This is a genomic window from Enterococcus sp. DIV0802b, from assembly GCF_050543535.1.
Lineage (GTDB): Bacteria > Bacillota > Bacilli > Lactobacillales > Enterococcaceae > Enterococcus_D > Enterococcus_D entomosocium.
Genome location: NZ_CP172941.1, coordinates 2,517,170 through 2,543,320, shown reverse-complemented (window position 1 = coordinate 2,543,320; position 26,151 = coordinate 2,517,170). Strand labels below are relative to the sequence as shown.

Sequence of the window (26,151 nt, the reverse complement as noted above, 5' to 3'; positions counted from 1 at the left end):
AAAAGAAAGGAGAAAAGAATGGAAAATTCGCTAAAACGAGAGCAGCAAATGTCCAATAGTAAAAAAGCGTTGATCTTTTTATTTCCCAGTTGGCTCTTGCTGCTGATATTTTTTGTTGGTCCAGTTATCTTAACTTTTATCTTTTCCTTCACGAACTTGGCTCTGACCGGTGCTGAAGCAAGTCAATTGCGGTTCATCGGCTTTGAAAATTTTGTGCGCATGTTCAATGATCCGGCTTTTCAAACTAGTGTCGTACGAACCTTGATTTTTGTCATTTTTTCTGCAGTGATCGGTCAATGTTTCTTAGGTTTTTTGATTGCATTTATGATGCGGGAGAAAAATCGAGCCTTTCGGCGAGTCGTTGGTCTGATCATCATTGCTGCATGGGTTACGCCGGAAGTCGTTGTTTCCTTTTGCTGGGTCGCTTTTTTAGGAGATAGCGGAACAGCTAATTGGTTGATGGGACTGATGGGATTTGAGCCGGTTGCTTGGCTGTTTGCGTTTCCTATGATAAGCGTTGTGGTTGCCAATATTTGGCGAGGAACCGCTTTTTCAATGATGGTGTTTCAATCCGCTTTAGATGAGATCCCTAAGGAAGTAGAGGAAGCTGCAGTTATGGATGGCGCCAGCCGCTGGCAAGTGATTCGAAAAATTACGATACCGATGGTCAAAGGTACCATTGCAACGAATTTGATGCTCGTCACTTTGCAGACATTGGGTGTCTTTACGTTGATTTATACTATGACTGGTGGTGGTCCCGGCAATCAGACTGCAACCCTGCCGGTCTTCATGTACAAACAAGCTTTTGTGAGCTATCAGCTAGGATACGGAACAGCGATTTCGCTGGTCTTGCTACTGATTGGTGCTGCCGCAAGCTTGATTTATATGAAAATGCTGAAAGTGAAAGTGTAGGTGAAAAAAATGGTAAAACGCAGTGAAAAATTGGAGACCATGATTCATTATCTGCTTTTGGCAGTATTAGCCTTATTGTTTTTGCTCCCATTGTTGTGGATGCTGATCGCCTCTATTGATCCGGGCGCTATTCAAACTTTGAAATTACCTGAAGCAGTATCATTTGAAAATTTTGCTTCGATCCTTTCTGATCAAACTATCATTCGGTCATTCGGAATCGGCTTGCTTTTGTCCGGCTGTCAATCGATTTTAGTTGTTGTCATATGTGTTTTGGCAGCATATCCCTTGTCGAGGTATCAGCTAAGATATAAAAAAAGTTTTTTGATGGCGGTGCTGTTCATGACCTCATTACCGATGACTGCTGTCATCGTGCCGGTCTATCAACTGTTTATCTTTTTAAAGTTTCAAGATTCGTTACTGGCGGTGACGTTCTTCTTGACGGCGTCCTCACTGCCTTATGGGATTTGGATGATGAAGAACTTTATGGATTCGGTACCAATCGACTTAGAAGAGTCCGCTTGGGTCGATGGGGCTTCAACATGGCAAGGGGTGCGAAAAGTCGTAGCACCGCTGATGGTTCCAGGTATTTGTACGGTTGGTATTTTTACTTTTACTGGAAGCTGGGGCAACTTCTTTGTTCCTTATATTTTGATTCAGTCACCCGAAAAAATGCCGGCATCAGTCTCGATCTTTCAGTTTTTCGGCAACTTTGGTATGGTCAATTATGGCCGTTTAGCCGCTTTTTCGGTGCTATATACCTTACCAGTCGTCATTTTATATGCTTTGTCACAAACGTATATGTCTAAAGGATTTAGCATGGGAGGAGCGACGAAAGGATGAAAGATCCATTTCATACGACAAAAAAATTAACGAAACGAATCGCTGAACTAAAAGCGTATCGTTTTCAAAAAGTACAAGACCTTACAATGTGGTCGGCAAAAGAAGATAAGTCAAAAACGGAAAAACACCCACCAGAAGAGTGGGACTTTACACTTTCAGTTAGCGATTTCTGGCAAGGGAGAGACCGTTATATTTGGGCTCATCATGAATTGACAGTTCCAGAGGAGGAAGACTTATGGTTACTGATCGATTTTGGTCGTACAGGTGGTGGCTATAATTCAGGCTTTGAGTCCTTGCTATTGATCGATGGTGAACCTTATCAGGGTGTCGATTCGAATCATACAGAGATTTTTCTGGCGGATCATTACCGGGGGACAACCATCCGACTTGATTTAAAACTATGGTCTGGCTTGGAAGGCGGTGGGGCTGAAGTCATTCAACGGCATGAGTTTCGGCAAGCTTGTTTGGCAAAGCGACACTTAGCTGCTGATGACTGTTTCTTTCTCGCTGACATGATGGCGAAAACTATCGATGGGTTACCGGAAAATGAACCGATACGATACAAGCTGTTGAATCTTTTAGATGATGCCTTTCGTTTGATTCAGTGGCAGGTACCCGGATCTATCTCTTTTTACTACAGCGTTGAGGAAGCGGATCATTATTTAAACCAAGAACTGCAAAAAATACCTAAACTTTCGGAGATCACTGTGACAACTATCGGTCATACACATATCGATGTTGCTTGGCTGTGGCGGCTGAAGCATACAGGGGAAAAAGCTGTCCGCAGTTTTTCAACGGTTTTACGTTTGATGGAACAATACCCAGAATATATTTTCTTGCAAACCCAACCTCAGCTATACAAATATGTCAAAGAAAGCTATCCAGCTCTTTATGAGAAAATCAAAAAGAGAATCAAAGAAGGCCGTTGGGAAGTGGACGGAGCCATGTGGCTGGAAGCCGATTGCAATATACCGTCAGGCGAATCATTGGTCCGTCAGATACTCCATGGGAAAAAATTTGTGAAGGAAGAATTTGACAAAGAGATGCATTTCTTGTGGCTTCCAGATGTATTCGGTTATTCTTGGGCGTTGCCCCAAATTTTAAGAAAATCTGGCATTGAGACGTTTATGACGACCAAAATCAGCTGGAACCAATACAACCGGATGCCCCATGATACCTTTTATTGGCGGGGAATCGATGGGACAGATATTTTGACGCATTTTATCACCACGCCAGTTGATGGTAAAACGGATGAATGGGCAGAAGAATGGTTTTATACCTACAATGGAACGCTCTCTCCGGGGACCGTTCAAGGAATTTACGACGGATATCAAGACAAGCGTTTGAATCAAGAATTTCTGCTGTCTTACGGTCATGGGGACGGCGGAGGCGGTGTCACTAGAGAGATGCTGGAAAATCGACGACGCCTTGACCAGATTCCAGGATTGCCGCAAGTCAAAACAGGAATAGCGAAAGCCTTTTTTGAACGACTGCATCAGACAGTAGAACGAAATAAGTCGCTGGTCTCTCGTTGGGATGGCGAATTGTACTTGGAATATCATCGAGGAACCTATACCTCGCAAGCGTTTGTCAAAAAAATGAATCGAAAAGCTGAAATTGCTCTACGGGAACTTGAGATTCTCTATACATGTTTAGCAGCCAGCAAAGAAGACGAGTATCCTAAGGATCCGCTTTTTGAAACATGGGAGACGGTTCTTCGTAATCAATTCCACGATATTATTCCTGGTTCTTCGATCAAAGAAGTTTATCAAGACCATAGAGCAGAGTTTGCCGTCGTGACTCAGACCATTCAACAGTTATTTGAACAATTAGATGGACCTGCTAATCAAAAGTATACAGTCAACAATACAGCTAGCTGGTCAAGGAATGAACTGATTGAACTTCCACTTTTACAAGAAGGTCGCTTTATTGATTCACAAGGAAAAGAACTTCCGGCTTATTTTGATGGAGAAAAACAGTCTGTTCTTGTGACAAATGTTCCGCCAATGAGTCAGGTGATGATAGAGTTTCAACCGATAGCAGAAAATAAAGACATCAAACCGCTCGCTGAGTTCACAGAGGGAGCGCTTGAGACCGATCGTTTGCGAATTTTATGGGAAACATCGGGAAATTTGATCAGCATTTTTGATAAGAAACTAGGTAGAGAAATGTTGGAAGGAAAAGGGAATGTTTTTCAGCTATTTGAAGACAAACCTTTAAATTACGATGCATGGGATATCGATAGTTTTTATCAAGAAAAAGCAACAGTGCTTCAAGCCGATCAAATACGATTACGCTCAAATAATGCGCTTTACGCTTCCGTAGTATTTGAGTATACGTTTGGTAATTCGCAGATACATCAGGAAATGCGGGTCTATGCTCATACACAACGAATCGATTTTTTAACAAACGTGTCATGGCATGAACGCCAACAACTGTTGAAGGTAAACTTTGATGCAGCAATTCGATCAACTGAAGCAGTATTTGATATTCAGTACGGAAATGTAAAACGAGCTACCCATGCTAATACCAGTTGGCAATTGGCTCAGTTTGAAACAGTAGGCCACCAATGGGCAGATCTTTCAGAAAAATATTGTGGGGTAAGTTTATTGAATGACTGTAAATATGGTTATGCTGTTAAGGAAAATCAATTAAGCTTGACCTTGCTTAAAGGCGCTATCTATCCTGATCCACTGGCTGACGATGGCGATCACAAATTTACTTACAGTTTTTATGCCCACGAGCACGATGCCATCGATGGGGGAACAATGGAAGAAGCATGGTCCCTCAACTCGCCATTAACGGTTATTAACGGAGAACATTCTTGGTTGCTTCCGTTGCAAATAGACTGTGAAACCTCAGTTACCATCGACGCCATCAAGCAAGCAGAAACCGGCAAAGGGTGGATTTTACGCTTACATGATCACACGGGAGGAACTAGAAAGGTTACATTGCAGTTGCCAAGCAGTTTTTGGCAAGAAACAGATTTAATGGAGATACCTTTAAATAATGAGCAGTGGAAAGATGAAGTCTCATTTACCTTGTCACCCTTCGAAATAAAAACATTTCATTTTGAGTTGAGATAAACTAAAACCAGCAGATTCTCCATTTATAGCGGAGAATCTGCTGGTTGTGTTTATTCAAATTCTTCATACTCATTTGGGTCTTGACCATCGATGCGGCCGTCTGCTTTGTTTAACTGATTGATTTGATTGATTTCATCTTCAGTCAGTTCAAAGTCGAAGATCGCAAGATTTTCTCGTTGATGGGCGAGGTTTCTTGATTTAGGTAGGGGCAAAATGCCACGTTCCACATGCCAGCGCAAGATGATTTGACCAGCTGATTTTTGGTATTTCTCAGCTAATTCAGTGATCAGTGGTTCTTTCAGGGCATCGCTGCCGCGGCCTAATGGGCTCCAAGCTTCAGTTACGATGCCGCGTTTTTTGTTCTCTGTAACCATTCGTTCTTGGACCCAGTAAGGATGGATCTCAATTTGATTTAGCGCAGGGGTCACACCAGTTGCTTCAATGATGGCATCCAAATGTTCTGGCTCGAAATTGGAAACGCCGATGGAACGGATCAAACCTAATTTCTGGGCGGTCACTAAGGCTTGCCAAGCTTCGACATATTTGCCGCGTTTTGGTAATGGCCAGTGGATCAAAAAGGCATCGAAGTAGTCGAGTCCCATGCGAGCAAGGGATTCTTGAATGCTGGTTAAGGCATCATCATAGCCATGGTATTTTCCCGGTAATTTTGAGGTGATATAAAATTCTGAACGTGGGATACCAGAGCGACGGATCGCTTTGCCGACAATGCCTTCATTGTCATAATTGGTTGAAGAATCGATTAATCGATACCCGTCAGCGATCGCTGCTTGCAGCTGGCTCAACCCTTCGCCACCGCGGATCTGATAGGTACCGATGCCCACGGCGGGGCGTAAATTGCCGTCGTTTAATGTCAGTAAAGGTGCTTTCATAAAATGATTCCTCCTTTTCTTTACATTCTACTCTAACGCTTTTTTGCCAGGAACGTAACCAACTTGCTCAGACAAAGAAAAAAGAGCAACGGTTTCTGTTTCAGAAACAATTGCTCTTTTTGATTAAATTATTTTTCAGGCGGTGTGCCATACATTTTTGGTGTGACTTGATCGAGTTTTGGCGCTTTTCCTTCGATCTTTGGTTCGTCTAGCCATTGGTATTCGCCTTCACCATCAAGGGCTTTGCCTTTCGCCCAAGAGCCTTCTTTACTTTGGTCGCCTTCTGAGAAGTTATAGAAATCATAAGCGATATCTAAGCGTTCGTTTTTGCGGTCAAAGGTAGTCGGCACTAAAATCGAGCCTTCGTTTTCTTCCAATTCTTTCACGGCAGCTGCCCAAAGATTTTGGTGGTAGCTATCACGCGCTAATAAGACCGAAAGTAAGTCTTTGACCCCACGGTCATCGATCATTTCATAGATGCGTGCTACTTGCAGACGACCTTGTGATTCTGCATTTAAGTTGGCACGGAAATCAGCAAGCAAGTTGCCACTAGCAATGATATACGCACCTGACCATGGATTGCCGACGCTATCAGCAGGACGTGGTCCTAAGCCGGCAACGATGGCATGTTGCGGATTCATTCCGGAAATGATCGCACCGATCGTTGGGTCTTTTTTCATGGCAGCTTCCTGATCTTCCACAGGTGCACCTTCCAGCAGACGTGCAACCATCGTTGCCAACATTTCAACGTGTCCAAGCTCTTCAGTAGCGATATCCATTAACATGTCTTTGTATTTTTCTTCCCCACGGCAGCTCCATCCTTGGAATAAGTATTGCATGGCAACACTCATCTCTCCATATTGTCCACCGATTAATTCTTGAAGGTATTTCGCAACTAACGGATTTGGTTTTTCTGGTTTAGCTTCAAACTGTAGTTCTTTTTGATGACGAAACATACTATTCCTCCTAAAATTTTTTATTGGGCCCATAAAAAGTTTCTCATGAATCGAAAGGTTCGTCTAATAAAATGCACTTAGTTCAAAATGAAAAAAGCTCCAAAAAGAAAAGCCATTTACTTTGACAAAAAGCGAGAAGCGTTAGATAGTTAAATTAAGAGAGAATTAGAAAAGGAGCGAGTCACCATGTTTCAGTATTACAAAATGGACGACCGAAAAATAAGGGAATCCTCGGAGGAAGATTACAATTGGCTGGTGGTTTCTGGGACAGATCCAGAGGAACAACGCCACTTGTTAGATAAGTATCAACTGCCCGAAGATATTTTTATTGGCGCCAATGAACCGGAAGAAGTCTCACGTTTGGAATACTTACGTAACACTAAGTTAAATCATCCGATTCTTTATACCTTGATCGATTTGTCAGAAGTGACACAAGACCGCATCGAAGATCGTTTAGAACCGGTGACGTTTATTTATACCAAAGATCTTTTAATCACGTATGTCTCTCATCAATCTACACTGATTAAACGCCTGATTGAAAAGCATGAGCAAGATATTCAACGGTATGAAGATATTGTTGCCTACTCGACGCTGATGATCTACACCCATTACATCAAAGGTCTGCAGGAAATGAAGAAACAGATCGATGCACTAGATGAAGCAGCCCGTAAAACGACGGAAAACAACGAATTGTTTAATTTAGCCGATACCGAACGAGACATGGTCTATCTGGATCACACCTTACGGGATCAGAACCATACTGTCGATCGTTTGATGGATCGCAAAGAATTTTTGGATCGTTTGGATAATGAAGCACTCGTTTATGACATTAAGCTTCGACAGAAGTTTGCCATGAAAATGGTCACTATCTATCGCGACTTGTTAGAAACCATTGGTGGCTTGTTCTCCGATATGATGGACAACAATCTAAACCATCTGATGAAATACTTAGATTCTGCGGCATTGGTGGTGGCTGTGCCGTCCTTGATCGCGGGGCTATGGGGGATCAACACCGGGGGACTGCCAGGAAAAGACAATGCCATCGGTACGATCATTGTCTTTGGTTTGGCTATTTTAGTTGGGATATTAACCGCCATTTACTTGTCACGGAAAGACTTTTCAAAATAAAAAGCGCCGCTGCTCTGTGGCACCGTTCATCCATAAAAGGAGAATGGTGTGACGAAGCAGTTGGCATTTTTTTATTTTAACCCGCTGTCCAAATTGCTGTCGAGAATCCAGCGCTGAAAGGCGAGAAAGACCATCAGCAAAGGCAAGATGTAAATTACCAAGGCAGCAATCAAAATCGTCCAATTGATGTTTTCAGTGCCCACCAAGCTGCGGTTCGCCACTTGCAAGGTGTATTTTTTCGGATCATTCAAGATGATCAAGGGCTAGATATAATCCTTCCACCGCCACTGGAAGGAGAAGATCCCCAGTGTCATAATGATTGGTCGGGCAATCGGCAGCATGGTGATGGCGATGATAGATGAAGAAAAAAATGGCATCGTATTTTGTAAGCGCATAGCTGCAGTCGGCACTGACTAGAATCCTCAATAAATCCGCGTAAGGCAAATCAGGTACTTCTACAGTCACACCGTTTTTTTCTGAGTATTTTCCCGTCATTTTCAAATAAGTACCGCTTTCGCTGGGAGCTCTGGAAGCAAACATGGGAATCTGCGAAGACATTTCCAATCGGCAACGATCGAAACGTCCTCTAATGAAAAATAGATGAAGTGCTGAAAGGATAGCTGTCCTAAAACGCACTGAGGAGTAAAAAGTGCCAATTATCTGACAAAATAAGAGTGGTTCTCCCTCAGTTTAGCGGATAAGATGCAAAATACAAAATAAAACGATTTCAAAAAATGCACCAATACTAAAAAAAACGAATTAAAGCTCTTACAACGATAATTAGGAAGTACTGATAAACGTTAATATAACAAGGTTTGAAATTTTTTTTTGCAAATTGAGTGCAAATCTTTTGTCTAAAACGGGGATTAAGCGTAACATAATATGTGTAATAACTACTTAAAAGAAAGAAGGAGAAAAATATGCATTGGTTATGGGTATTAATCGTAGGAGCTATTATCGGTTTGATCGCCGGAGCTATCACAAATAAAGGTGGATCAATGGGTTGGATCGCCAACATCGTTGCAGGTTTAGTAGGTTCAGCTATTGGACAAGCGATCTTAGGTTCTTGGGGTCCATCACTTGCTGGAATGGCAATCGTCCCATCAATTATTGGTGCGGTTATTGTAGTTGCTGTTGTTTCATTCTTCTTAGGACGTTCAAACGGCTAGTCCATTCAGCAATTGTTTCCATTCATTTATTTCGGGTAGTAATTACCTCGAATAGACAGGCAAATCCAGATTTTCTGGGTTTGCCTTTTTTGTTTTTAAGGAAGCATAAGCAATCCTTTTGTCATATCGGGAAATTGTCGTTACACTTGAAGTAGGTCAAAAAAAGAAAGGAAGAGGTTCAATGAAAAAGCAATATGAAACAGCGATGATCAATCGAGGCGGACGTGTCGGAGAGGTCGAAGCACCAAATGGCAGTTTTCACCTGAAAATCGACAAACCGGGTCTTCACAGTGAGGGCACAAACCCAGAACAATTATTTGCCGCTGGCTATGCTTCTTGTTTCAACGGTGCCGTACAGCATATGCTGAAAGAGCATAACATCGAATCCGAATCCGAAGTTAAAGCAAGAGTGTCTTTGTATCAGCATGAGGACGGCAGTTACCAAATCGGCGTGATTTTAGAAGTGTCGTTACCAGGCGTTGAAAAAGCCGAGGCAGAGAAAATCGCAGAAGAAGCCCATGATTTTTGTCCGTATTCTCGGGCAACTCGTGGCAACATTGATGTCGAAGTACAAGTAGTCTAAGCATTATTGCAGCTAGACAAACAATAAGCGGCTGATGAATCAGCCGACAAGAGGGAATTCATCAAGGAGGCCAATCAATGAGACAAACAGAGATCCTGCTGCTTTTGGGCGTGTTTGTGGTTGGCCTTTTTGTGGTGTACTGGCTGAAAAAGCATCGACATGCGGGCCACAATCAAGCACTGGCAGCTCAGCTGAAGCGTTATCCCAGTGTGCGGAAAGCGTGGTTGGCAGCCGGGGCAAAAAGGGAAGCAGTCCTTTTGGTTCCTGGTTTAAAAAAAGCTACTGCCGCAGTTGCAACGACGGCAACGGCGAAAGCAGAAACGAGGCTGTACAAGCATGCGGATCAGTGTCAGGCAATGACCCCACAAGGGTTGGCCGTTTCGGAGGACTATTTGTTCCTCTCTGCGTACTGTTCGCAGCAGGAACATCACTCACAGCTTTATATAATAGAAAGAACGAGCGGACGGCATCTGAAAACGGTGGTTCTGCCAAAACGCCCCCATGTCGGCGGATTAGTCTTTGATCGAGCAACGCAAGTGCTGTGGCTAACCATCACTGGGAAAGGAATGGGACGAGTGGCGTGTGTTTCACTGCAGACACTGCTGGAAGATGATTCCTTGGCAACCAGTCAGCCGATCGCTTATCAGCAAGTCATCGAATTGGCAGGCATCACTCACAGCTCCTATTTGGCAGCCGATAGCGGTGAACTTGTCTCAGGGACCTTTGCCTTGAAAAACGGTGGCGTGGTGGCGAATTATCCGCTGCCTGTTCTTTCAGACAGCGGTCGCAAAGCGTCTCTTCGCATCAAGCCGCATAAGAGAAGGATCACCACCACGAAAGTCCAAAGTATCGCCTTTACCACTGAATATTTGTTGCTGGCACGTTCCTTTGGACCAGGGTCGGCTGAGTTATGGGTCTTTTCAAAGGATGCAACGGTGCTGACCCGCAAACATGCGTTGCGGCGCATCAAGTTTCCCCATTACCTTGAACAGATCGTGGTAGAAAAAGGGCAGCTGTACTGCTTGTTTGAAAGTGGGGCATGGGCGTATCGGCAAAAAGGCGGCAGCATCGATGAAGTCGTGGTATTGGACCTTGCGACCTTACTTCAGTAAGATAACTGCTTAAAAAGAAAAAAGACCAGCCTCTTAAGAAGTTGGTCGTAAGTGCAGTAATTATTCCACGATTGCTCGTTGGATATCTAAGACGGTGCCGGTATGAGCATCTGCCAAAAATTCATAGGTGACAAGCTGTCCGTCTTCGGTGCGGGTGATGCCGCCAGTATATCCTTGGGAAGTGATCGCAAATTTGCGCAAAGGTTGTTTTTCGAAATTGATCCAAGAACCTTCGATCGGTCCTTCTTTGATAAACGCCGCTTTTATATTGTCTAAGACATCATCGGCATTCATGGCTTGCCTTTTCTTCAACCAGATCGTTGAAAAAATCCCTCCTGCAAAGCCAAGACCTAAACCGATGGTCAGTCCATTTTTAAAATAATGCAATGGATGCTCATTCTCCATCTAATGTCCCTCCTAAAGTAAGTTTTCCCGAATGTTTTGATCTCGGTGAAAGCACAGGTTCTCTTAACAATAGTTTACCATAGTTTAGAAATATTCTATAAGAAAAATAACCAACAATAGAAATTTGCGCTATAATAAAGAATATCAGTAGGAATAAGGAGGAAGAGAGCACATCCGTTGTTTCACCCGAAAATTGCTGGAAAACACAGCAACAGCAAGCGTTGCTTTTTCAAAAAAAGCAGCTTTGTTTCTTTGGGGCAGCAAACAACTGATATGTGTTTCTCGAATGATCATGGAAGAAAAAACATTTCAACGTATCAAAGAACTAACGGAGTTACAAGGAACCAGCGGGTTTGAACACGACGTGCGAGCGTATATGCGTGAAGCGATGACTCCATTGGTAGATGAAATCCAACAAGATGGCTTAGGCGGCATCTTCGGTTTGCGTCACCACCAAGAAGCAGATGCACCACGAGTGATGTTAGCTGCTCACATGGACGAAGTTGGTTTCTTATTGACGACGATCACCGATCGCGGCTTATTCAAAGTCACTCCTTTAGGCGGATGGAACCCTTATGTGGTATCTGCTCAACGGTTTACATTGAAAACAGCGAAGGGCGATTACCCATGCGTTTCTTCTTCAGTACCGCCACATTTGTTGCGAGGAAGCAGCGGTCAAAAAAATGTCGAAGTGACAGATATTTTGTTTGATGCTGGTTTTGAATCAAAAGAAGAAGCAGAAAGCTTTGGCGTACGTCCTGGCGATACGATCGTCCCACAAGTGGAAACCATCAAAACAGCCAATGGGAAAAACATCATCTCGAAAGCTTGGGACAACCGTTACGGCTGTGCTGTCGTATTAGAAGCACTTGAAGCCTTGAAAGAGGAAACATTAGGCCATACGTTGATTGCTGGTGCCAATGTTCAAGAAGAAGTCGGCTTACGAGGTTCTCGTCCGTCTGTGACGAAATTCAAACCAGACTTGTTCTTTGCGGTCGATTGCTCGCCAGCAGATGACACAGTTACCAAAAATGGTACCTTTGGTCATCTAGGAGCCGGGACTTTGATGCGAATCTATGATCCAGGCATGATCATGTTGCCACGGATGAAAGAATTCTTGTTGGATACAGCAGAAAGCAACAACATTCCTTATCAATACTTTGTTTCAAAAGGTGGTACCGACGCTGGTGCGGCACACATGGCAAATGAAGGGATCCCAAGTTCAGTTATCGGTGTTCCCGGACGGTACATCCATACCCACCAAACCCTATTCAGTATCGCCGATTATGAAGCGGCACGGGAAATGGTGATTCAAGTCTTGAAAGGTTTGGATCGTTCAACCGTTGATACGATTTTGGCAGGACAATAAGCGAGAACGAACGAAAGCAAAGAGACAGCCACCCGTTGTCTCTTTTTTTTCTGCAGGGCTTTGCAAGATCAGCATGTCAGTTGGTAGTCCCTGAAAGAAAGGTGTATACTTAAAGAAAAGAAAGTGGTGAGTATTTGATTATTCCAAAATATTTAGCAGAGTTAGCAACATATGTGGAGAAAGGCAAAAATGTCTTCTTTTTCACCGCCGATTGGTGTGGCGATTGCCGATATATCAAACCGCAATTGCCTGAGATCGAAGCGGACTTTCCAGATCTTCAATTTATCGAAGTCGACCGTGACGAATACATGGATGTAGCGGTTGAATGGAACATTTTTGGTATTCCTAGCCTCGTCGTTATCGAAGACGGCAAGGAGCTGGGACGGTTAGTCAACAAGGATCGCAAAACCAAAGAAGAGATCGAAGCCTTTTTAACCAGAGTACAATCAGCATAGGAGGGGAAAAAGATGGAAGCACAAAGATATCAAAACATTTTAGTAGGGATCGACGGTTCAGATCAAGCGATGTCAGCCTTCAAAAAAGCAGTGGAAGTCGCTCGTCGAAATCAAGGGAAGGTCTATGCCGCAACGATCATCGATCAGCAAGTGCCGACCATGATGGGCTATGCACCTTTGGATAGTTCCATCTTAGAACAAGAAAAAGACACGGCGAAAAATCTGATCGACGACTGCAAAGCCTACGCAAAATCAGTGGATTTTGATCTAGTAGAAGGCATCGTCGCTTACGGCTCCATCAAAGACGCCCTTGCCACCCAATTACCGGATCAATACGACATCGATTTGATCATGGTGGGGCAATCCGGGCTGAACGCCGTGGAACGCTTCATGATGGGGAGTGTCGCCAGCTTCGTTATCCGTGAAGCCCGGTGCGACGTGCTGATCGTATCACCTGAAGAAACCAAAGCGTAAGGTCATTTTGGAAAAAATAAGCTTGTCGTTGCCGTGTTCTTTTCCATAGTTCGCATGGTAGTAACAAGTGACAAAAGGAAGTTCCTGAGAACCAGTGGTTTTGCTCGCTAGTGAAGCATTGTCTTTAGCAAATGAGCAGTAGCTGGTTTTCAGGCTTTTTTGTCTTTGAAAATAACTAGAATTTCAAGGAAAACAAAGAAATTCCATGACGGATGCCGAAAAATTTGATAAGATTATGGGCGGAATGTGTAAGTACCTAAGGAGGAAAAAACGTGATTTTTGCTTATAACAAAGAATATGTTAGTGATACACTGCTTGCGATCACAGCAGATGATAAAGGATTAGAACAAACCGTCGAACGCAAAGGCAATGTTGCCCAAATCAAAAATGAAGAAGGCACGATCGTTGGCTGGAACTTTTTTGCGATCTCAGAAGTGATGACGATCGAAGGCCGTGGTCAAGTGACGTTGACGAAAGAACAAATCCAACAATTGAACACCATGATCAAAGAAGCAGGATTCAGCGAAGAACTGCCTGCAGATACGGAACCAAAAATCGTCGTTGGCTATGTGAAATCTTGTGTAGAACATCCAGACAGCGACCATCTTTCTATCACGGAAACAGAAGTTGGAGATGGGAAAGTCTTGCAAATCGTCTGTGGCGCTGCCAATATTCGTAAAGGATTGAAAGTCGTTGTCGCAAAACCTGGCGCAATGATGCCGGATGGCTTGATGATTTGGCCGGGGACACTTCGTGGCGTAGAAAGCTTCGGAATGATCTGTTCTGCTAAAGAACTACATTTAGAAGGTGCCCCAATGAAAAAAGGCATCCTTGAGCTGCCTCAAGATGCCGTTGTAGGTGAAGCTTTTCCAGTCGGTAAAGCCTAAAAAATGAACTGCCGCTTCCTGTTTTTGCGGCAGTTCATTTTTTGATTGTTTCGATTGGTTTTGGTGATTAGTTGCTGCTGTCTGTTGATTGTTCGTTGATCGATGTATCAACGGAAAGTTTTACTTCTGCTGTTTTTTCTTCATCGCCACGATAGAAGGTTACAGTGATCGTGTCACCGACTTTGTGTTTGTACAACGCAGATTGCAGATCCGTTGTGGTGCTGACTTCTGTATCATCGATTTTCGTGATAACGTCATATTGTTGCAATCCTGCTTGTTCTGCTGGTGTTGCATTGTTGACTGAGTAGATCACAACGCCTGAAGTTACAGATGAAGGAACTTTCAAGATTTGTTCTTGTTGTTGTGATGTGATTGAACCTAAATCGATCGTTTGGATCCCTAGTGCAGGGCGAACCACTTTGCCGTCTGCTTCTAGTTGATTGATGATCTCAACGACATCGTTACTTGGGATCGCAAAGCCCATCCCTTCGACACTAACGCCTGAAGCAGAGCCCGAGGTGCTGGCGATTTTACTTGAGTTGATCCCAATCACTTGACCATCAACGTTGATCAGTGGACCACCTGAGTTCCCTGGGTTGATTGCAGCATCCGTTTGGATCGCATTGATACTGATCGTACCACCAGATTCGTTTTGGCTTGTTACTTGACGATTCAAGGAAGACACGATCCCTTGTGTCACAGAGTTTGCATAGTCAGAGCCTAGAGGAGAACCGATCGCGATTGCTGGTTCGCCGACTTTCAAGGCACTTGAATCGCCAAATGTTGCGGCAGTTGTAACTTTTTCAGAAGAGATTTTTAAGACGGCTAAGTCTGTGTAAGAATCGGTACCTACCAATTCAGCTTTGACTTTTGTACCATCTGCTAAGACAACTTCCAAACCATCTTGACCTTCAACTACGTGGTTGTTGGTTACGACATAGGCATCGTCGCCATCGATTTTGTAGATGACACCACTACCTTCAGAAGAAGCTTCTAAGGCGCTGTCGTCTTCGCTTTGGCTATCGCCTTCACTTTGTCCACCTTGCTGACCAAAGAGGCTGTTCCAATCGTTGCTTTGACTTTGTTGTAAATTAATGATGGAAACGACGGAATCTTGTACTTTTTCAACTGCTTCAGTGACATCGCTGGTCACATCAAGTTTGACATTAGATACTTGTGTTTGCCCGTTAGAATCTTGGACCCCACTGTTGGTCGTGGTTTCTGGTGTTGAAGTCAAGGATGAACCCATTGCCAGATACAGACCGCCGAAGGTCAATAATCCGCCGACCATACCGCCTAAAATCCCAATACCTAATCGTTTTAATAAACCAGGAGAAGTTTTCTTACCTGGTGTGACATATTTTCTTGCCATTACTATTTCCCCCTTAATGAATAATTCGTTATAATCAGTATATTCCTTCTATCTGAGATTAGTCTACTAAGAGATTTTGAAAAAAATATGAAGAAGTTGCGTAAGAATCTGTTTCAAACGATGAAATTTTCTTCGCAAAGCCCGTTCATTTTTGAATAAAAATAGCAGAGAAATCTGGGGAGAAGTAAAGGTCTTTTTATCCACAGTGTGTGGACAAACTTGATGGGGTTGGTTGGGTGGATGAAGAAATCGTTGAAGTGTCGCAGTTTTATAGATAAGATAGAAGGATTTCAAAGAAAGTCAAAGTGTGTAAAAGGTTGTGGATAGCATTGTCCACATTTTCATAAAATAAGGGGATAACGAGGAGAAATCTATGAAAATCAAAATCGTCACGGTAGGAAAACTAAAAGAAAAGTACCTCGTTCAAGGAATCAACGAGTACGCCAAACGATTGGGGGCATACGCAAAGCTTGAGTTTATCGAAGTACCAGATGAAAAAGCACCAGAAACCTTGAGTGAAGCCCAAATGCTGCAAATCAAAGAAAAAGAAGGCCAGCGCATTTTAGCCAAAATCAAAGACACCGAATATGTCTTTGCCTTAGCAATCGAAGGCACCAATCCCACCAGCGAAGCCTTCGCCAAACAAATCGATCAACTCGGCATCCAAGGAAAAAGCCAACTGACCTTCGTCATCGGCGGATCCCTAGGCTTAAGCCAAGAAGTCATGAGCCGCAGTGATGCCAAAATCTCCTTTGGCAAAATGACCTATCCGCATCAACTCATGAAGTTGATCTTATTGGAGCAAATCTATCGCGCGTATCGAATCAATACGGGAGCGCCGTATCATAAGTAAATATCTTAAGCAGTATAATAGAAAAAATTATCCACCGGTACTACCGGTAAAAAGGAGCAACAACCATGCGAAATATCAAACTAACGATTGAATACGACGGCAAGCGCTACTTAGGGTGGCAACGACTAGGAGATTCTGAAAAAACGATCCAAGAAAAAGTTGAAGGGGTCATCAAATTATTGACGGGAGAAGAAATTGAGATCGTGGGTTCTGGTAGAACCGATGCGGGCACGCATGCTCGAGGACAAGTGGCAAATTTCAAGACGACCCATCAAATGAGTTTGCCAGAGATGCAGCAGTTCTTTAACCGCTATTTGCCGCAAGACATCGTTGTCAACAAGATTGAAGAAGTGCCTGAACGATTCCATGCACGCTATCACGCCAAAGGCAAGCAATACAGCTATTATGTTTGGAACAACGCGATCCCATCGGTCTTTGCTCGCAATACCAGTTTTCATTGCCCGCAGCCCCTTGATTTGGAAAAAATGCAGCAAGCAGCTGAGAAGTTGATCGGCACCCATGATTTTATTGGCTTTTCTGCGTTGAAAAAATCAAAAAAATCAACGGTGCGGACGATCGATGAAATCACCATCACACCAGAAGGCGACCTACTGCGGTTTACCTTCAAAGGCAACGGTTTTTTGCATAAAATGGTCCGAATCTTGACAGGCACACTGATTGCCATTGGCGATGGCACACTGCCGCCAGAAGTGATCGATCAAGTGTTAGCCGATAAAGTACGACAAGCAGCTGGTGAAACAGTGCCTTCTCATGGCTTATTTCTAGATGAGGTGTATTATTAAAAGAAACATGGTAATGGCTATTTAAGGAAAGGAGATCATCTATTGATCACATTAAAATCCCCACGAGAAATCGAACAAATGAAAACTTCCGGTCGTATCTTGGCAAGTATTCACGAGCAACTACGGGAAAAAATCGTTCCCGGTATCACCACGAACCAAATCAACGCCTTTGTCCATCAACAGATAGAAGCTGCAGGGGCAACAGCCGCGCAAATTGGGTTTGAAGGCTATGAATTTGCGACGTGTATCAGTGTCAATGAAGAGATTTGTCATGGTTTCCCTTCAGAATATGTTTTAAAATCAGGCGATGTCGTCAAAGTCGATTTTTGTGTCGATTACAAAGGAGCAATCTCTGACAGCTGTTGGACATATGCTGTAGGAGAGATTTCGCCAGAACATCAAGCGCTGATGGAAGTAACGAAAGAAGCCTTAATGAAAGGCATCGAGCAAGCACAAGTCGGCAACCGCGTCGGCGATATTGGCTATGCGATCCAAAGCTTTGCTGAAGAAAAAGGGTATGGTGTCGTGCGGGACTTTATTGCTCACGGCATTGGCCCAACCATTCATGAAGAACCCTTCTTTCCTCATTTCGGGTTACCTGGCAAAGGAATTCGTTTGAAAGAGGGCATGACGATCACCATCGAACCGATGATCACGACCGGCACTTGGCGCATGAAGATGGACCCAAACGGCTGGACAGCACGCACGATTGACGGCAGTTATTGTGCCCAATATGAACACTCGATCGCCATCACCAAAGAAGGTCCAGTCATCACGACGTTGCAAAAGGAAGAAACGTCATCATCACTTAATGTCTTTGAAAAATAACTGTGCGGAACTTCTGTATCATGTAGATTTTCCACATCTCTTAAAAGGGCGTACCTAACTGATGGTACGCCCTTTCGATCTGTGCTTTTTTCAAAAAGATCGTAAAAGAACTCAGTAATCAACGAGTGCTTGTCTATTCATATTGGTATTTTTGATGGAGTCGTTCATATAGTATATCGTGTCCTTAGTTGTTTTGGGGTGATTTAAACAAACTAGAGAATGATCTTTTTTCTACTTAAAATGAAAATGAGATTGGAGAGTCAATTCTGATTCATCAGTCCCATAAATTATAGCGCCTTTTTTATAGATTAAGAAAAGAGGGGCAGAAACTTAAAATTTTGATCTCTATTTTATTAATATTTTCATAGATCATTAGTACTAGCGATCTATGAAAATATATTAACTTAAGTTTACAAATAATAATACTTTATATGTCAAATTTCAATAAAGCATAAAAAGACTAGCCATATAGAGCTAGTCTTTTTATATCTTATTTCTTGTAACCTTTTCTACTTTTAAATGATAAACCTAACAGACTTAGACTAGCCAAAACAAAACCAATGATTCGTAAACTTTCTTGAAAAGTAAAAGAGTCGGCGTCTCCTGTTTTAGGCATCATTGCTAGGCTTGAAGATTTTAAGAGTGTGGATTTCACGTCATGCCTTGAAGACCTAGTAGGCAGGGGAATCGTCTCTCTATTTACCTGATTTTCTTTTTTTGTTAAAGATTGCGCTGTTTGTTTACTTTCAGATTTCATGAGCGCTGTTTTGAATTGGATTGTTTTAATTGTTTGCTTTTCTTCAGAAGTCTTAGGGACAGGTCGGCTTGTTTTCTGTTCACTTAGTTGTTCCAATTTCATAATTACTGGTTTTTCAATAATTGGTACTCTACTAGCTTGAATAAACTGTTTATGATCAAAAGGGTTTAAATTTTTAGGGATATCTCCATCGATAAGTGATGGCTGTTTTTCGACTAGTACATTAGTTGCAGGAGTAATCTTTTCTGTATTTGTAGAGAATGTATTATCAATTATAGTAGTCGCAAAAGTATTGATTTCTTGCATAGAAAAATTAAAAGTATTCATTTGTGGAAATTTTTTAATAGGAACATTTATTGTCATTTCTGCTGGTTGGCTAGGTATCATACTAGGTACTTCTTTTAGCTGTTTATTTATTGGATCCTCGTATTTTTTATTCGGTACTTTTTGCTCAGAGACAGGTTTAACTGATGCGATATACTCGGCTTTTGTAGGAACAGCAGGAGTAGCAGGAACCAATTGAACCGATGCATTCGGCTGCAAATCAGGGACGATTATCACAGGAGTTGCAGGTACAAAGGGCGTATTTGGTACTTTTTGCTCAGAGACAGGTTTAACTGGTGCGATATACTCGGCTTTTGTAGGAACAGCAGGAGTAGCAGGAACCAATTGCACAGGCGTATTCGGCTGCAAATCAGGGACGTTTATCACAGGAGTAGCAGGAACAGCTGGCGTATTCGGTAGTTTTTGCTCAGAGACAGGTTTAACTGGTGCGATATACTCGGCTTTTGTAGGAACAGCAGGAGTAGCAGGAACCAATTGAACCGATGCATTCGGCTGCAAATCAGGGACGATTATCACAGGAGTTGCAGGTACAAAGGGCGTATTTGGTACTTTTTGCTCAGAGACAGGTTTAACTGGTGCGATATACTCGGCTTTTGTAGGAACAGCAGGAGTAGCAGGAACCAATTGCACAGGCGTATTCGGCTGCAAATCAGGGACGTTTATCACAGGAGTAGCAGGAACAGCTGGCGTATTCGGTAGTTTTTGCTCAGAGACAGGTTTAACTGGTGCGATATACTCGGCTTTTGTAGGAACAGCAGGAGTAGCAGGAACCAATTGCACAGGCGTGTTCGGCTGCAAATCAGGCACATTTATCACAGGAGTAGCAGGAACAGCTGGCGTATTCGGTACTTTTTGCTCAGAGATAGGTTTAGCCGGTGCGATATACTCGGCTTTTGTAGGTACCGATGGTGCAGATGGGGTTTCTTGCTTAATAATCGGCGGTGTTTGATTAGGTTCAGCAGGCGTTAAAGACTGCTCAGGTTTTTGCTGACCGGGAGTATTCGGTGGTGTAATGATACCGTTATCCCCTGAAGTTTGGTTATACCATACATTATTATCATTAACCCAAGTTTCACCATTTTCACTGGTGGCTTTTTTTTGTGTTTGATCAGTTGTTACATCAACGCCATTGATGGAGTCTGCATTGGCTTGAGCCTCAGTCGCGATTACGGTAGTTATGCTAGCTAATATGATTGATGTGGCAATGATTTGTTTTTTCATGATTAAAATTTCTCCTCAAATTCGATTTGTGATTGGTTTTTCTCGTAGAAATACAAGTATCTTGTCTAAGAACTTAGAATAAGATAGTCAATCCACGGCAAAATAAAAGACAAATCTCCATGAACACCAGTGAAAATGGAAGTAAATACTGAATGGTATTTAAATTCAATGAATTATTTCATGAAAATTTCTTGATTCTGTCTGACAAAACTTATCATATAAGGTTTTGGCTTATTCTACATAGAAGGTCTTAAATTTAGTACCTCAATGATAATTATGGTGAGTGCTATTATATTATTTATTGAAATTCTTGTTCTAAAACAGCCCATTGTTTCTTCTTTTGTTTCTAGTAATCATATTCTTACTTGTATTCAAAGATAATAAGGACAAAATGGTTAATTAATTTTTCTGAATATGTGTGTACATAAAGATGATTAATATCTCTTTTGTAACTCAATTCCATGAATAACAATAAACTTCCAAAGTCATATGTTCTTTTATAAGTCCTAAATTAAAGACTTTTTTTTCTTTGACCAAATTCAAGAGGTAAAATAAATGGAAATTCGCAGACTGCTTTTAAAATGACAAGTAGAAGAGGAAACATTTTGAATAAACGAATAGGTATTGTGCGGATCTCTTAGAATAAATTTGAAAGGAGATAACAAGTGACAATAAAATCAGCTAACGAATATTTCTTATTTTTCGATGATTTTTTCGAAAAATATAACTATCCATTAATTAACGAGTACTATATAACGACAAAAGAAAATTTCATTAAATTGATTCAGAATATTTCTACCAAAAATGCGTTTGCAACCATCAAAGAATTGGTACGAATCGATGCTAAGTTGCAAATTTTATCTAGTTTAATTGATGACAATATTTTCAAATTATCTGAAACTGAAATAATAAGATTGGCAGAAATAGATAGCGGAACTTACTATGAAGAAATATTCAGGATGGATGGAATGACAAATATTAGTAAGATTCACTCACTTATACTTCTATAAAATAAATGACTTCAGGAGACTGTTCAAAGTGAATTTTATTCAGATAATATAAAAATTTAATATGCGATTTAAATATATATTTACAATAAAAAGACAGGACAGAACTTTACTCTCCTGACCTGACATTTTTATTTATGACGGGTTGCTTTTTTATTATTTACCTCAAAGTTTATTATCTATTGAGCATAATACTTTGAATAAACCTATTTAATGTTAGGGTTCATGATTTACAGTTTGATATTAGAAGAACTAAACAAATTTATGAATTACCTTGATTCACTTTTTCTGTTTGATTCTTATTGGCGTCATCGACAGCTTTTGCTGCATCATCGCTACCTTTTAATGCTTCTACACTATCTTTATTACTGTCAGGAAGCACATTGTGCTCAGACAGGATACTATCAACTGCAGTTTTAAGGGCGCCTAGTTGTTCATCTTTTGCAGCTGCTACGGCACTTCCTTTATCTTCAGCAGTTTTTTTATCAAGAGCTGCACTGGCTTGCGCTTCTGTGACAGCGTTATTGGCATTTGTAATTTGTGTTCTTAAATCAGTAATTGTGTTATTTGCCGTTTCGAGATTATTTTCGACAGCTTTCTTCTCATTCTCAGCTTTTATTTTATCAGCTTCTGCTTTTGCTTTATCTACTAACGCTGTTGCCAAGTCTGTCTTAGTGCCGCTTAAAGTTCGGGATAAGGCATGAACACCTTGGTAGATAGCTTCTGTAGTTGCCGTGGAGTCACGATAAAGTGCAGTGCTGGCTGCAAATGTTGTAACACTCCCGAATATTGTACAAAGTAAGCCAGTGGCTATTAAAGATTTTGATAATTGCTTTTTTTTCATGTTCTAAATTCTCCATTTATTTATTTTGTTGCAAAATCTATTTTAGGTTATTTTAGGTTCAAATAACCTAAAAAGACAGATATTTCATACTTCAAAAAAGTAAAATATAGGTACATATAATATAAATAATGATTTATCTATATGATCGTATGTTTCATTTTTAGCAAGCACGATAATGCTGGGAAAATTAGTTGTCCTTGGTATAGTATCAGTCTTTCTCAATCTTCCTGGTATTCAATATGAATATGGTATAATTAAAATACAAAACTTTACAAAATTTTGTATGAAACAGAAAATTAGTATGTATATTTATTTTTCCCGAGAAGGCTACCATGTTTGAATAGTTTTAAAATAATAATCAGATAAAAATAAGGAGGTTGGGTAAATATGAAAAAACAATCAGCTAATTTCTTGTTATTGACTACTATAGGAATTGCTTTGATTTATCAAATTTTATCTTTTATAAATTTTCCCGAGCTACTTCATGTCGTTTTTGGAACGGTTTGGAATTTAGTATTTGCCTTTATTGCCGGGTATTATTTATTAAGAAAGGACTTTCTAAATCAGTTCAAGCACTTCAACTTTAAATCATTCGCCTGGGGATTACCTCTTGTTTTGTTTTCTGGAATGCTTTTTTCATTCCTCTATTCATTAATTTTTGGGCAACCTACGCCGAATGCGATTAATGATACACTTTCAGTAAAAATGATTTTGTTTCAAGTGCCCTTTATGCTGATGGGAGAAGAACTATTAAGTACAAATATCCTAATCGCTCTTCAGAAAAAAGGCCTTTCTTTTTTCTGGTCAACAATTATCTGCAGCATTCTTTTTGCATGCTGGCACATTCCTGCGTATGGATTTCACCCTATACAATTAATATTCACCCTAGCACCGGCTAGGTTAGCACTAAACTATGTATGGAAGAAATCATCTAGTGTTTGGGTGAGTTGGATCTGTCATTTTATCTATGACTCGCTAGGCTTTATTATCTTTTTTCTCAAATAGTGTTTTTTTAATTCCTATATTGATATATAGACGAATAAGAGAATTAGCAAGAACTTGCTAGTTCTCTTTTTTTCTATTTATATAAAGAACCTTATTGTTCAATACATGACTCGTAATAGTTATAAAAAAATTATTGTTTCGAATTTTTCGGTCTCATATTTAATACCTGATGATCCAAAAAAAGAAAGATTACTATAATAAGAAATATAAGAAGTTTTTTAATACAATCTTATGATAGGAGGATAATAAATGTATGGAGAAACGTTAAGGAAAATTCGTCTGAAAAAAGGGTTAACTCAAAAAGAAGTGTATGAAAACATCATATCAAAATCATATGCAGTAGAATTCGAAAAAGGAAAGCATCAAATTTCTACTTATATATTGCTTGAAATTTTACAGAATCTATCTATAGAAATAGACGAATTTTTATTTATTGCTAATAACTATAATATGAACGAAAAAACGTATTATGATTGTACGTACAGTAAGCTAGCCAACAAGCATGATATTGAAGGTCTAGAAGATTTATTAAAAACATTAAAAAGTAGGGAAGGTAGATTAAATGATATTAGAATAGCTGAAGTAAGGTCTCGTCTCCGAATTTTACGAAATTTCAGAGACAATGGTGTTTATGATACAAATGTGATTTTACAAGAAGATAGACAGACTATTTTAACCTACCTAATTGAGAGGGAAAGTTGGACACTTCAAGAAATTAAGCTTTTCGCTAATACGCTAGATTTGTTAGACAATGAATCAATATTTATTCTTTTTAAAAGAGTTTCTCGTGTGCTTGAATATTATGCCGATCTAGAGAAGGGGAAAGAAATATATTGCGCATTGATTATAAATTTATTGGAATATACATTTAAGAAAAAGCAATACGACTATACAGAAGTATTACTTATCCAATTGGATCTTTTATCATCCAACTATAAAGAGTTTTTTTATAGAACCGTTTATAATTTTTTTGAGGGACTCTTGGTAATGAAAAAACTTGATCAAGAAAAGGGAAGAGCTATTGCAGAAAATATGTTAGATATTATGAAAAAATTAAACCAAGAACCACTAGCCAAGTTGTACGCCCTTTTATTGATTTAACGGATTTTTTCATAGATGATAATAAATCCATTACTTGTTAAACTGAACCAATCATTTAAATAAAGTAAAAAGCAGGAGGAATATAAAATGAAACAATTTGGCAGTTCAATTTTCTTTTTTTTATTAGCAGTAGTGCTCTTTATGGTTAGTAACTTGGTAGGGTCGCATCTGGACTCAAGAGGATTTGTTGTAGAGCCAGCATTCTTTTGTATACCACTAGGATATTTATCAATCTTTATTTCAATTTCTATAACTACTACTAAGCTATTAAGAAATAAATTAAAGACTAAATGATACAGATGAGATGTTTTTCACGATTAGGACTTCTTGTTTTTAATCTAAACGAAAGAAAAAGAGGAGCGAATGAGATGTATCCAAGTCATTCACTCCTCTTTTTCTTTCATCTTATAGGTTAAGTCACTATAATGATCAGAAAACAAATTGTATAATAAGATCAAATATCCTTTCAAAGAAATTTAATGAATAATATGCTAGCATACATATTTCTTTGTTGATATGGATGAGAGAATCTTGAATGTGAGAGGAGTACTATATGTACGGAGAAACTATAAGGGAAATAAGATTAAAAAAAGGATTTAGCCAGAAAGATGTATATGGAAATATTATATCTAAATCATATGCTATTGAATTTGAAAAAGGAAAACATCAAATATCAGCCAATATACTGATGCAAATATTAGACAATATTTCTATGGACATTGATGAATTTATGTTTATTTCTAATGGATACCAATTAAATGAACAGAATAACTATAATTATATTTATAATAAACTGGCGAACAATCAAGATATCAAAGGACTCAAACATCTTTTAGAAGATCTGCAAGTAAAATCCGGCAAGTTAAATGGAATTAGAATTGCTGAGGTCTGATCTCGGATACGCCTCTTAGAATATTTTGAAGAGTATGGGGAATATAATACCAAAGTAGTTTTAGAAGCTGATAGACATACCATTTTAACCTATCTGATCGATGTGGAAAGTTGGTCTCTGCAAGAAATTCAACTATTTACGAATACACTCGAATTTTTAGATAGTGAAATTATTCTAGTTTTTTTTAAAAGAGTTTCAAAATTGATGGAACGTTATGTGAAACTTGAAAAAGGAAGAGAAATATATTGTGTTTTGTTGATCAACCTAATTGAATATACATTTAAAAGGCAGCAGTATGACTATACAGAAGTATTATTAACACAGCTAGATTTACTATCAACCGATTATAAAGAATTTTTTCACCGAACGGTATATAAGTTTTTTAGCGGGTTACTATTAATAAAAAGAGGGCCTGAGCAAGAGGGAAGAGATCTTACACAAAAAATGCTTCAGATAATGAGAGATTTAAATCAAGACTCTTTAGCTGAGCTTTATTCACAATTAGTTTCATAATTATATAGGGCATGTAGTTTTCGATTGTGCATCTATTTAAAAGTAGATATTAAGACTTAAATTAGAAAGCTATTTAAGTTTTAAAATACTATGGTTTATTTTTCATTCTAAATATGTTTACTAATTTGAATTAGAAGGTCAAATTAGATGAATTTGCCCAAATAGGAAGCTGAAGGTATTTAAAGAGAATTATGATTTATATTAATTAAAGGGATAATAACTATAAACATAGTTGTCAATAACTTATTTGGGGAATGAATATTTATATAGAAATTGTTGGGAAGTCCATTATATCGGACTTTTTTTATTTTCTTCTTAAATAGCCTTATTATAAGATTTACATT

The 26,151-nt window shown here is 40.1% G+C and carries 26 protein-coding genes and 1 pseudogene; 19 read left to right on the top strand and 8 right to left on the bottom strand.

Annotated features, from left to right (window positions below; all coding sequences use genetic code 11):
• Positions 1–18 precede the first annotated feature (18 nt).
• From IGJ12_RS11950 to IGJ12_RS11940, 3 genes are read left to right on the top strand one after another with little or no spacing between them, the layout of a single operon-like run.
• Complete coding sequence (locus IGJ12_RS11950) at positions 19–912, top strand: carbohydrate ABC transporter permease (RefSeq protein WP_008379138.1); 894 nt, start codon at positions 19–21, stop codon at positions 910–912.
• Between the two features lie 9 nt (positions 913–921).
• Positions 922–1,752 carry a carbohydrate ABC transporter permease gene (locus tag IGJ12_RS11945; RefSeq protein ID WP_218193351.1) on the top strand — a complete coding sequence of 277 codons (831 nt, stop codon included), beginning with the start codon at positions 922–924 and terminating at the stop codon, positions 1,750–1,752.
• Positions 1,749–4,838, top strand: coding sequence for an alpha-mannosidase (locus IGJ12_RS11940; protein WP_218193350.1), 3,090 nt, complete (start codon positions 1,749–1,751; stop codon positions 4,836–4,838). The genes IGJ12_RS11945 and IGJ12_RS11940 overlap by 4 nt, the downstream gene beginning before the upstream one ends.
• 50 nt (positions 4,839–4,888) lie before the next feature.
• On the opposite strand, the gene IGJ12_RS11935 is transcribed toward IGJ12_RS11940, so the two are convergent.
• Positions 4,889–5,728 (bottom strand): aldo/keto reductase, encoded by an 840-nt coding sequence (locus IGJ12_RS11935; RefSeq protein WP_016621425.1) that lies wholly within the window; start codon positions 5,726–5,728, stop codon positions 4,889–4,891.
• A gap of 128 nt (positions 5,729–5,856) precedes the next feature.
• Entirely contained in the window at positions 5,857–6,684 is an 828-nt protein-coding gene (locus IGJ12_RS11930; protein ID WP_034872349.1) for a manganese catalase family protein, read from the bottom strand.
• Positions 6,685–6,870: 186 nt separating this feature from the next.
• Here IGJ12_RS11930 and IGJ12_RS11925 point away from each other — a divergent pair, with 186 nt between their 5' ends.
• Entirely contained in the window at positions 6,871–7,812 is a 942-nt protein-coding gene (locus IGJ12_RS11925) for a magnesium transporter CorA family protein (RefSeq protein ID WP_016621424.1), read from the top strand.
• A gap of 71 nt (positions 7,813–7,883) precedes the next feature.
• Here IGJ12_RS11925 and IGJ12_RS11920 read toward each other — a convergent pair whose 3' ends face one another.
• Both IGJ12_RS11920 and IGJ12_RS11915 read right to left on the bottom strand, forming a co-directional pair.
• Complete coding sequence (locus IGJ12_RS11920) at positions 7,884–8,072, bottom strand: hypothetical protein (protein ID WP_430617313.1); 189 nt, start codon at positions 8,070–8,072, stop codon at positions 7,884–7,886.
• Positions 8,056–8,307 carry a hypothetical protein gene (locus IGJ12_RS11915; protein WP_430617951.1) on the bottom strand — a complete coding sequence of 84 codons (252 nt, stop codon included), beginning with the start codon at positions 8,305–8,307 and terminating at the stop codon, positions 8,056–8,058. The genes IGJ12_RS11920 and IGJ12_RS11915 overlap by 17 nt, the downstream gene beginning before the upstream one ends.
• 425 nt (positions 8,308–8,732) lie before the next feature.
• Between IGJ12_RS11915 and IGJ12_RS11910 the strand changes: the two genes are divergently transcribed.
• The 3 genes from IGJ12_RS11910 (at position 8,733) to IGJ12_RS11900 (ending at position 10,676) form a co-directional block, all read left to right on the top strand.
• Complete coding sequence (locus IGJ12_RS11910; RefSeq protein ID WP_005225422.1) at positions 8,733–8,981, top strand: GlsB/YeaQ/YmgE family stress response membrane protein; 249 nt, start codon at positions 8,733–8,735, stop codon at positions 8,979–8,981.
• A 181-nt stretch (positions 8,982–9,162) separates the two neighbouring features.
• Positions 9,163–9,564, top strand: a complete 402-nt coding sequence (locus IGJ12_RS11905; RefSeq protein ID WP_005225423.1) for an Ohr family peroxiredoxin — start codon at positions 9,163–9,165, stop codon at positions 9,562–9,564.
• Between the two features lie 77 nt (positions 9,565–9,641).
• Positions 9,642–10,676, top strand: coding sequence for a hypothetical protein (locus IGJ12_RS11900; protein ID WP_430617312.1), 1,035 nt, complete (start codon positions 9,642–9,644; stop codon positions 10,674–10,676).
• Positions 10,677–10,736: 60 nt separating this feature from the next.
• Here IGJ12_RS11900 and IGJ12_RS11895 read toward each other — a convergent pair whose 3' ends face one another.
• On the bottom strand, positions 10,737–11,081 hold the full coding sequence (locus IGJ12_RS11895) for a peptidase (RefSeq protein ID WP_005234590.1): 345 nt from the start codon (positions 11,079–11,081) through the stop codon (positions 10,737–10,739).
• A gap of 292 nt (positions 11,082–11,373) precedes the next feature.
• Here IGJ12_RS11895 and pepA point away from each other — a divergent pair, with 292 nt between their 5' ends.
• The 4 genes from pepA to ytpR all read left to right on the top strand — a co-directional run bounded on the left by pepA (position 11,374) and on the right by ytpR (position 14,266).
• On the top strand, positions 11,374–12,450 hold the full coding sequence (gene pepA / locus IGJ12_RS11890; protein WP_034878843.1) for a glutamyl aminopeptidase: 1,077 nt from the start codon (positions 11,374–11,376) through the stop codon (positions 12,448–12,450).
• Between the two features lie 134 nt (positions 12,451–12,584).
• Positions 12,585–12,905, top strand: a complete 321-nt coding sequence (locus IGJ12_RS11885; protein ID WP_430619063.1) for a thioredoxin family protein — start codon at positions 12,585–12,587, stop codon at positions 12,903–12,905.
• A 12-nt stretch (positions 12,906–12,917) separates the two neighbouring features.
• A complete protein-coding gene (locus IGJ12_RS11880) occupies positions 12,918–13,379 on the top strand; it encodes a universal stress protein (RefSeq protein WP_005225429.1) in 462 nt (153 codons plus the stop codon).
• Between the two features lie 272 nt (positions 13,380–13,651).
• Positions 13,652–14,266 carry a YtpR family tRNA-binding protein gene (ytpR, locus tag IGJ12_RS11875; protein ID WP_005234600.1) on the top strand — a complete coding sequence of 205 codons (615 nt, stop codon included), beginning with the start codon at positions 13,652–13,654 and terminating at the stop codon, positions 14,264–14,266.
• A gap of 67 nt (positions 14,267–14,333) precedes the next feature.
• On the opposite strand, the gene IGJ12_RS11870 is transcribed toward ytpR, so the two are convergent.
• A complete protein-coding gene (locus IGJ12_RS11870; RefSeq protein WP_008379110.1) occupies positions 14,334–15,638 on the bottom strand; it encodes a S1C family serine protease in 1,305 nt (434 codons plus the stop codon).
• Between the two features lie 373 nt (positions 15,639–16,011).
• Between IGJ12_RS11870 and rlmH the strand changes: the two genes are divergently transcribed.
• From rlmH to map, 3 genes are all read left to right on the top strand, one after another.
• Complete coding sequence (rlmH, locus tag IGJ12_RS11865) at positions 16,012–16,491, top strand: 23S rRNA (pseudouridine(1915)-N(3))-methyltransferase RlmH (protein WP_430617310.1); 480 nt, start codon at positions 16,012–16,014, stop codon at positions 16,489–16,491.
• A gap of 65 nt (positions 16,492–16,556) precedes the next feature.
• Complete coding sequence (gene truA / locus IGJ12_RS11860; RefSeq protein ID WP_005225435.1) at positions 16,557–17,294, top strand: tRNA pseudouridine(38-40) synthase TruA; 738 nt, start codon at positions 16,557–16,559, stop codon at positions 17,292–17,294.
• Between the two features lie 42 nt (positions 17,295–17,336).
• Positions 17,337–18,122 carry a type I methionyl aminopeptidase gene (map, locus tag IGJ12_RS11855; protein WP_087664984.1) on the top strand — a complete coding sequence of 262 codons (786 nt, stop codon included), beginning with the start codon at positions 17,337–17,339 and terminating at the stop codon, positions 18,120–18,122.
• Positions 18,123–18,612: 490 nt separating this feature from the next.
• On the opposite strand, the gene IGJ12_RS11850 is transcribed toward map, so the two are convergent.
• Complete coding sequence (locus tag IGJ12_RS11850) at positions 18,613–20,445, bottom strand: hypothetical protein (RefSeq protein WP_430619062.1); 1,833 nt, start codon at positions 20,443–20,445, stop codon at positions 18,613–18,615.
• A gap of 665 nt (positions 20,446–21,110) precedes the next feature.
• On the opposite strand from IGJ12_RS11850, the gene IGJ12_RS11845 reads away from it, so the two are divergent.
• Positions 21,111–21,455: a DUF7006 family protein gene (locus IGJ12_RS11845; RefSeq protein ID WP_005234616.1), complete on the top strand. Its 345-nt coding sequence runs from the start codon at positions 21,111–21,113 to the stop codon at positions 21,453–21,455.
• A 259-nt stretch (positions 21,456–21,714) separates the two neighbouring features.
• On the opposite strand, the gene IGJ12_RS11840 is transcribed toward IGJ12_RS11845, so the two are convergent.
• Entirely contained in the window at positions 21,715–22,296 is a 582-nt protein-coding gene (locus tag IGJ12_RS11840) for a hypothetical protein (RefSeq protein WP_207463048.1), read from the bottom strand.
• 387 nt (positions 22,297–22,683) lie between these two features.
• Between IGJ12_RS11840 and IGJ12_RS11835 the strand changes: the two genes are divergently transcribed.
• The 4 genes and pseudogenes from IGJ12_RS11835 (at position 22,684) to IGJ12_RS11820 (ending at position 25,807) form a co-directional block, all read left to right on the top strand.
• The gene (locus IGJ12_RS11835; protein WP_194188426.1) at positions 22,684–23,301 is read left to right on the top strand and encodes a CPBP family intramembrane glutamic endopeptidase; all 618 of its coding nucleotides are present in this window, start codon (positions 22,684–22,686) and stop codon (positions 23,299–23,301) included.
• A gap of 249 nt (positions 23,302–23,550) precedes the next feature.
• Positions 23,551–24,402: a helix-turn-helix domain-containing protein gene (locus IGJ12_RS11830; RefSeq protein WP_194188425.1), complete on the top strand. Its 852-nt coding sequence runs from the start codon at positions 23,551–23,553 to the stop codon at positions 24,400–24,402.
• Positions 24,403–24,489: 87 nt separating this feature from the next.
• Positions 24,490–24,696 (top strand): DUF3955 domain-containing protein, encoded by a 207-nt coding sequence (locus IGJ12_RS11825; RefSeq protein ID WP_194188424.1) that lies wholly within the window; start codon positions 24,490–24,492, stop codon positions 24,694–24,696.
• Positions 24,697–24,955: 259 nt separating this feature from the next.
• Positions 24,956–25,807, top strand: a pseudogene (locus tag IGJ12_RS11820) (helix-turn-helix domain-containing protein).
• Positions 25,808–26,151 lie beyond the last annotated feature (344 nt).

Bases quoted from the DNA above. Each gene is read 5' to 3' on its own strand.
- IGJ12_RS11840 (WP_207463048.1), bottom strand. From the start codon at position 22,296: ATGAAAAAAAAGCAATTATCAAAATCTTTAATAGCCACTGGCTTACTT.
- IGJ12_RS11870 (WP_008379110.1), bottom strand. From the start codon at position 15,638: ATGGCAAGAAAATATGTCACACCAGGTAAGAAAACTTCTCCTGGTTTA.
- rlmH (WP_430617310.1), top strand. From the start codon at position 16,012: ATGAAAATCAAAATCGTCACGGTAGGAAAACTAAAAGAAAAGTACCTC.
- IGJ12_RS11950 (WP_008379138.1), top strand. From the start codon at position 19: ATGGAAAATTCGCTAAAACGAGAGCAGCAAATGTCCAATAGTAAAAAA.
- IGJ12_RS11915 (WP_430617951.1), bottom strand. From the start codon at position 8,307: ATGACGGGAAAATACTCAGAAAAAAACGGTGTGACTGTAGAAGTACCT.
- IGJ12_RS11945 (WP_218193351.1), top strand. From the start codon at position 922: ATGGTAAAACGCAGTGAAAAATTGGAGACCATGATTCATTATCTGCTT.
- truA (WP_005225435.1), top strand. From the start codon at position 16,557: ATGCGAAATATCAAACTAACGATTGAATACGACGGCAAGCGCTACTTA.
- IGJ12_RS11925 (WP_016621424.1), top strand. From the start codon at position 6,871: ATGTTTCAGTATTACAAAATGGACGACCGAAAAATAAGGGAATCCTCG.
- IGJ12_RS11910 (WP_005225422.1), top strand. From the start codon at position 8,733: ATGCATTGGTTATGGGTATTAATCGTAGGAGCTATTATCGGTTTGATC.
- IGJ12_RS11930 (WP_034872349.1), bottom strand. From the start codon at position 6,684: ATGTTTCGTCATCAAAAAGAACTACAGTTTGAAGCTAAACCAGAAAAA.
- IGJ12_RS11905 (WP_005225423.1), top strand. From the start codon at position 9,163: ATGAAAAAGCAATATGAAACAGCGATGATCAATCGAGGCGGACGTGTC.
- pepA (WP_034878843.1), top strand. From the start codon at position 11,374: ATGGAAGAAAAAACATTTCAACGTATCAAAGAACTAACGGAGTTACAA.
- IGJ12_RS11835 (WP_194188426.1), top strand. From the start codon at position 22,684: ATGAAAAAACAATCAGCTAATTTCTTGTTATTGACTACTATAGGAATT.
- IGJ12_RS11895 (WP_005234590.1), bottom strand. From the start codon at position 11,081: ATGGAGAATGAGCATCCATTGCATTATTTTAAAAATGGACTGACCATC.
- IGJ12_RS11850 (WP_430619062.1), bottom strand. From the start codon at position 20,445: ATGAAAAAACAAATCATTGCCACATCAATCATATTAGCTAGCATAACT.
- IGJ12_RS11830 (WP_194188425.1), top strand. From the start codon at position 23,551: ATGTATGGAGAAACGTTAAGGAAAATTCGTCTGAAAAAAGGGTTAACT.
- IGJ12_RS11940 (WP_218193350.1), top strand. From the start codon at position 1,749: ATGAAAGATCCATTTCATACGACAAAAAAATTAACGAAACGAATCGCT.
- IGJ12_RS11880 (WP_005225429.1), top strand. From the start codon at position 12,918: ATGGAAGCACAAAGATATCAAAACATTTTAGTAGGGATCGACGGTTCA.
- IGJ12_RS11825 (WP_194188424.1), top strand. From the start codon at position 24,490: ATGAAACAATTTGGCAGTTCAATTTTCTTTTTTTTATTAGCAGTAGTG.
- IGJ12_RS11900 (WP_430617312.1), top strand. From the start codon at position 9,642: ATGAGACAAACAGAGATCCTGCTGCTTTTGGGCGTGTTTGTGGTTGGC.
- IGJ12_RS11935 (WP_016621425.1), bottom strand. From the start codon at position 5,728: ATGAAAGCACCTTTACTGACATTAAACGACGGCAATTTACGCCCCGCC.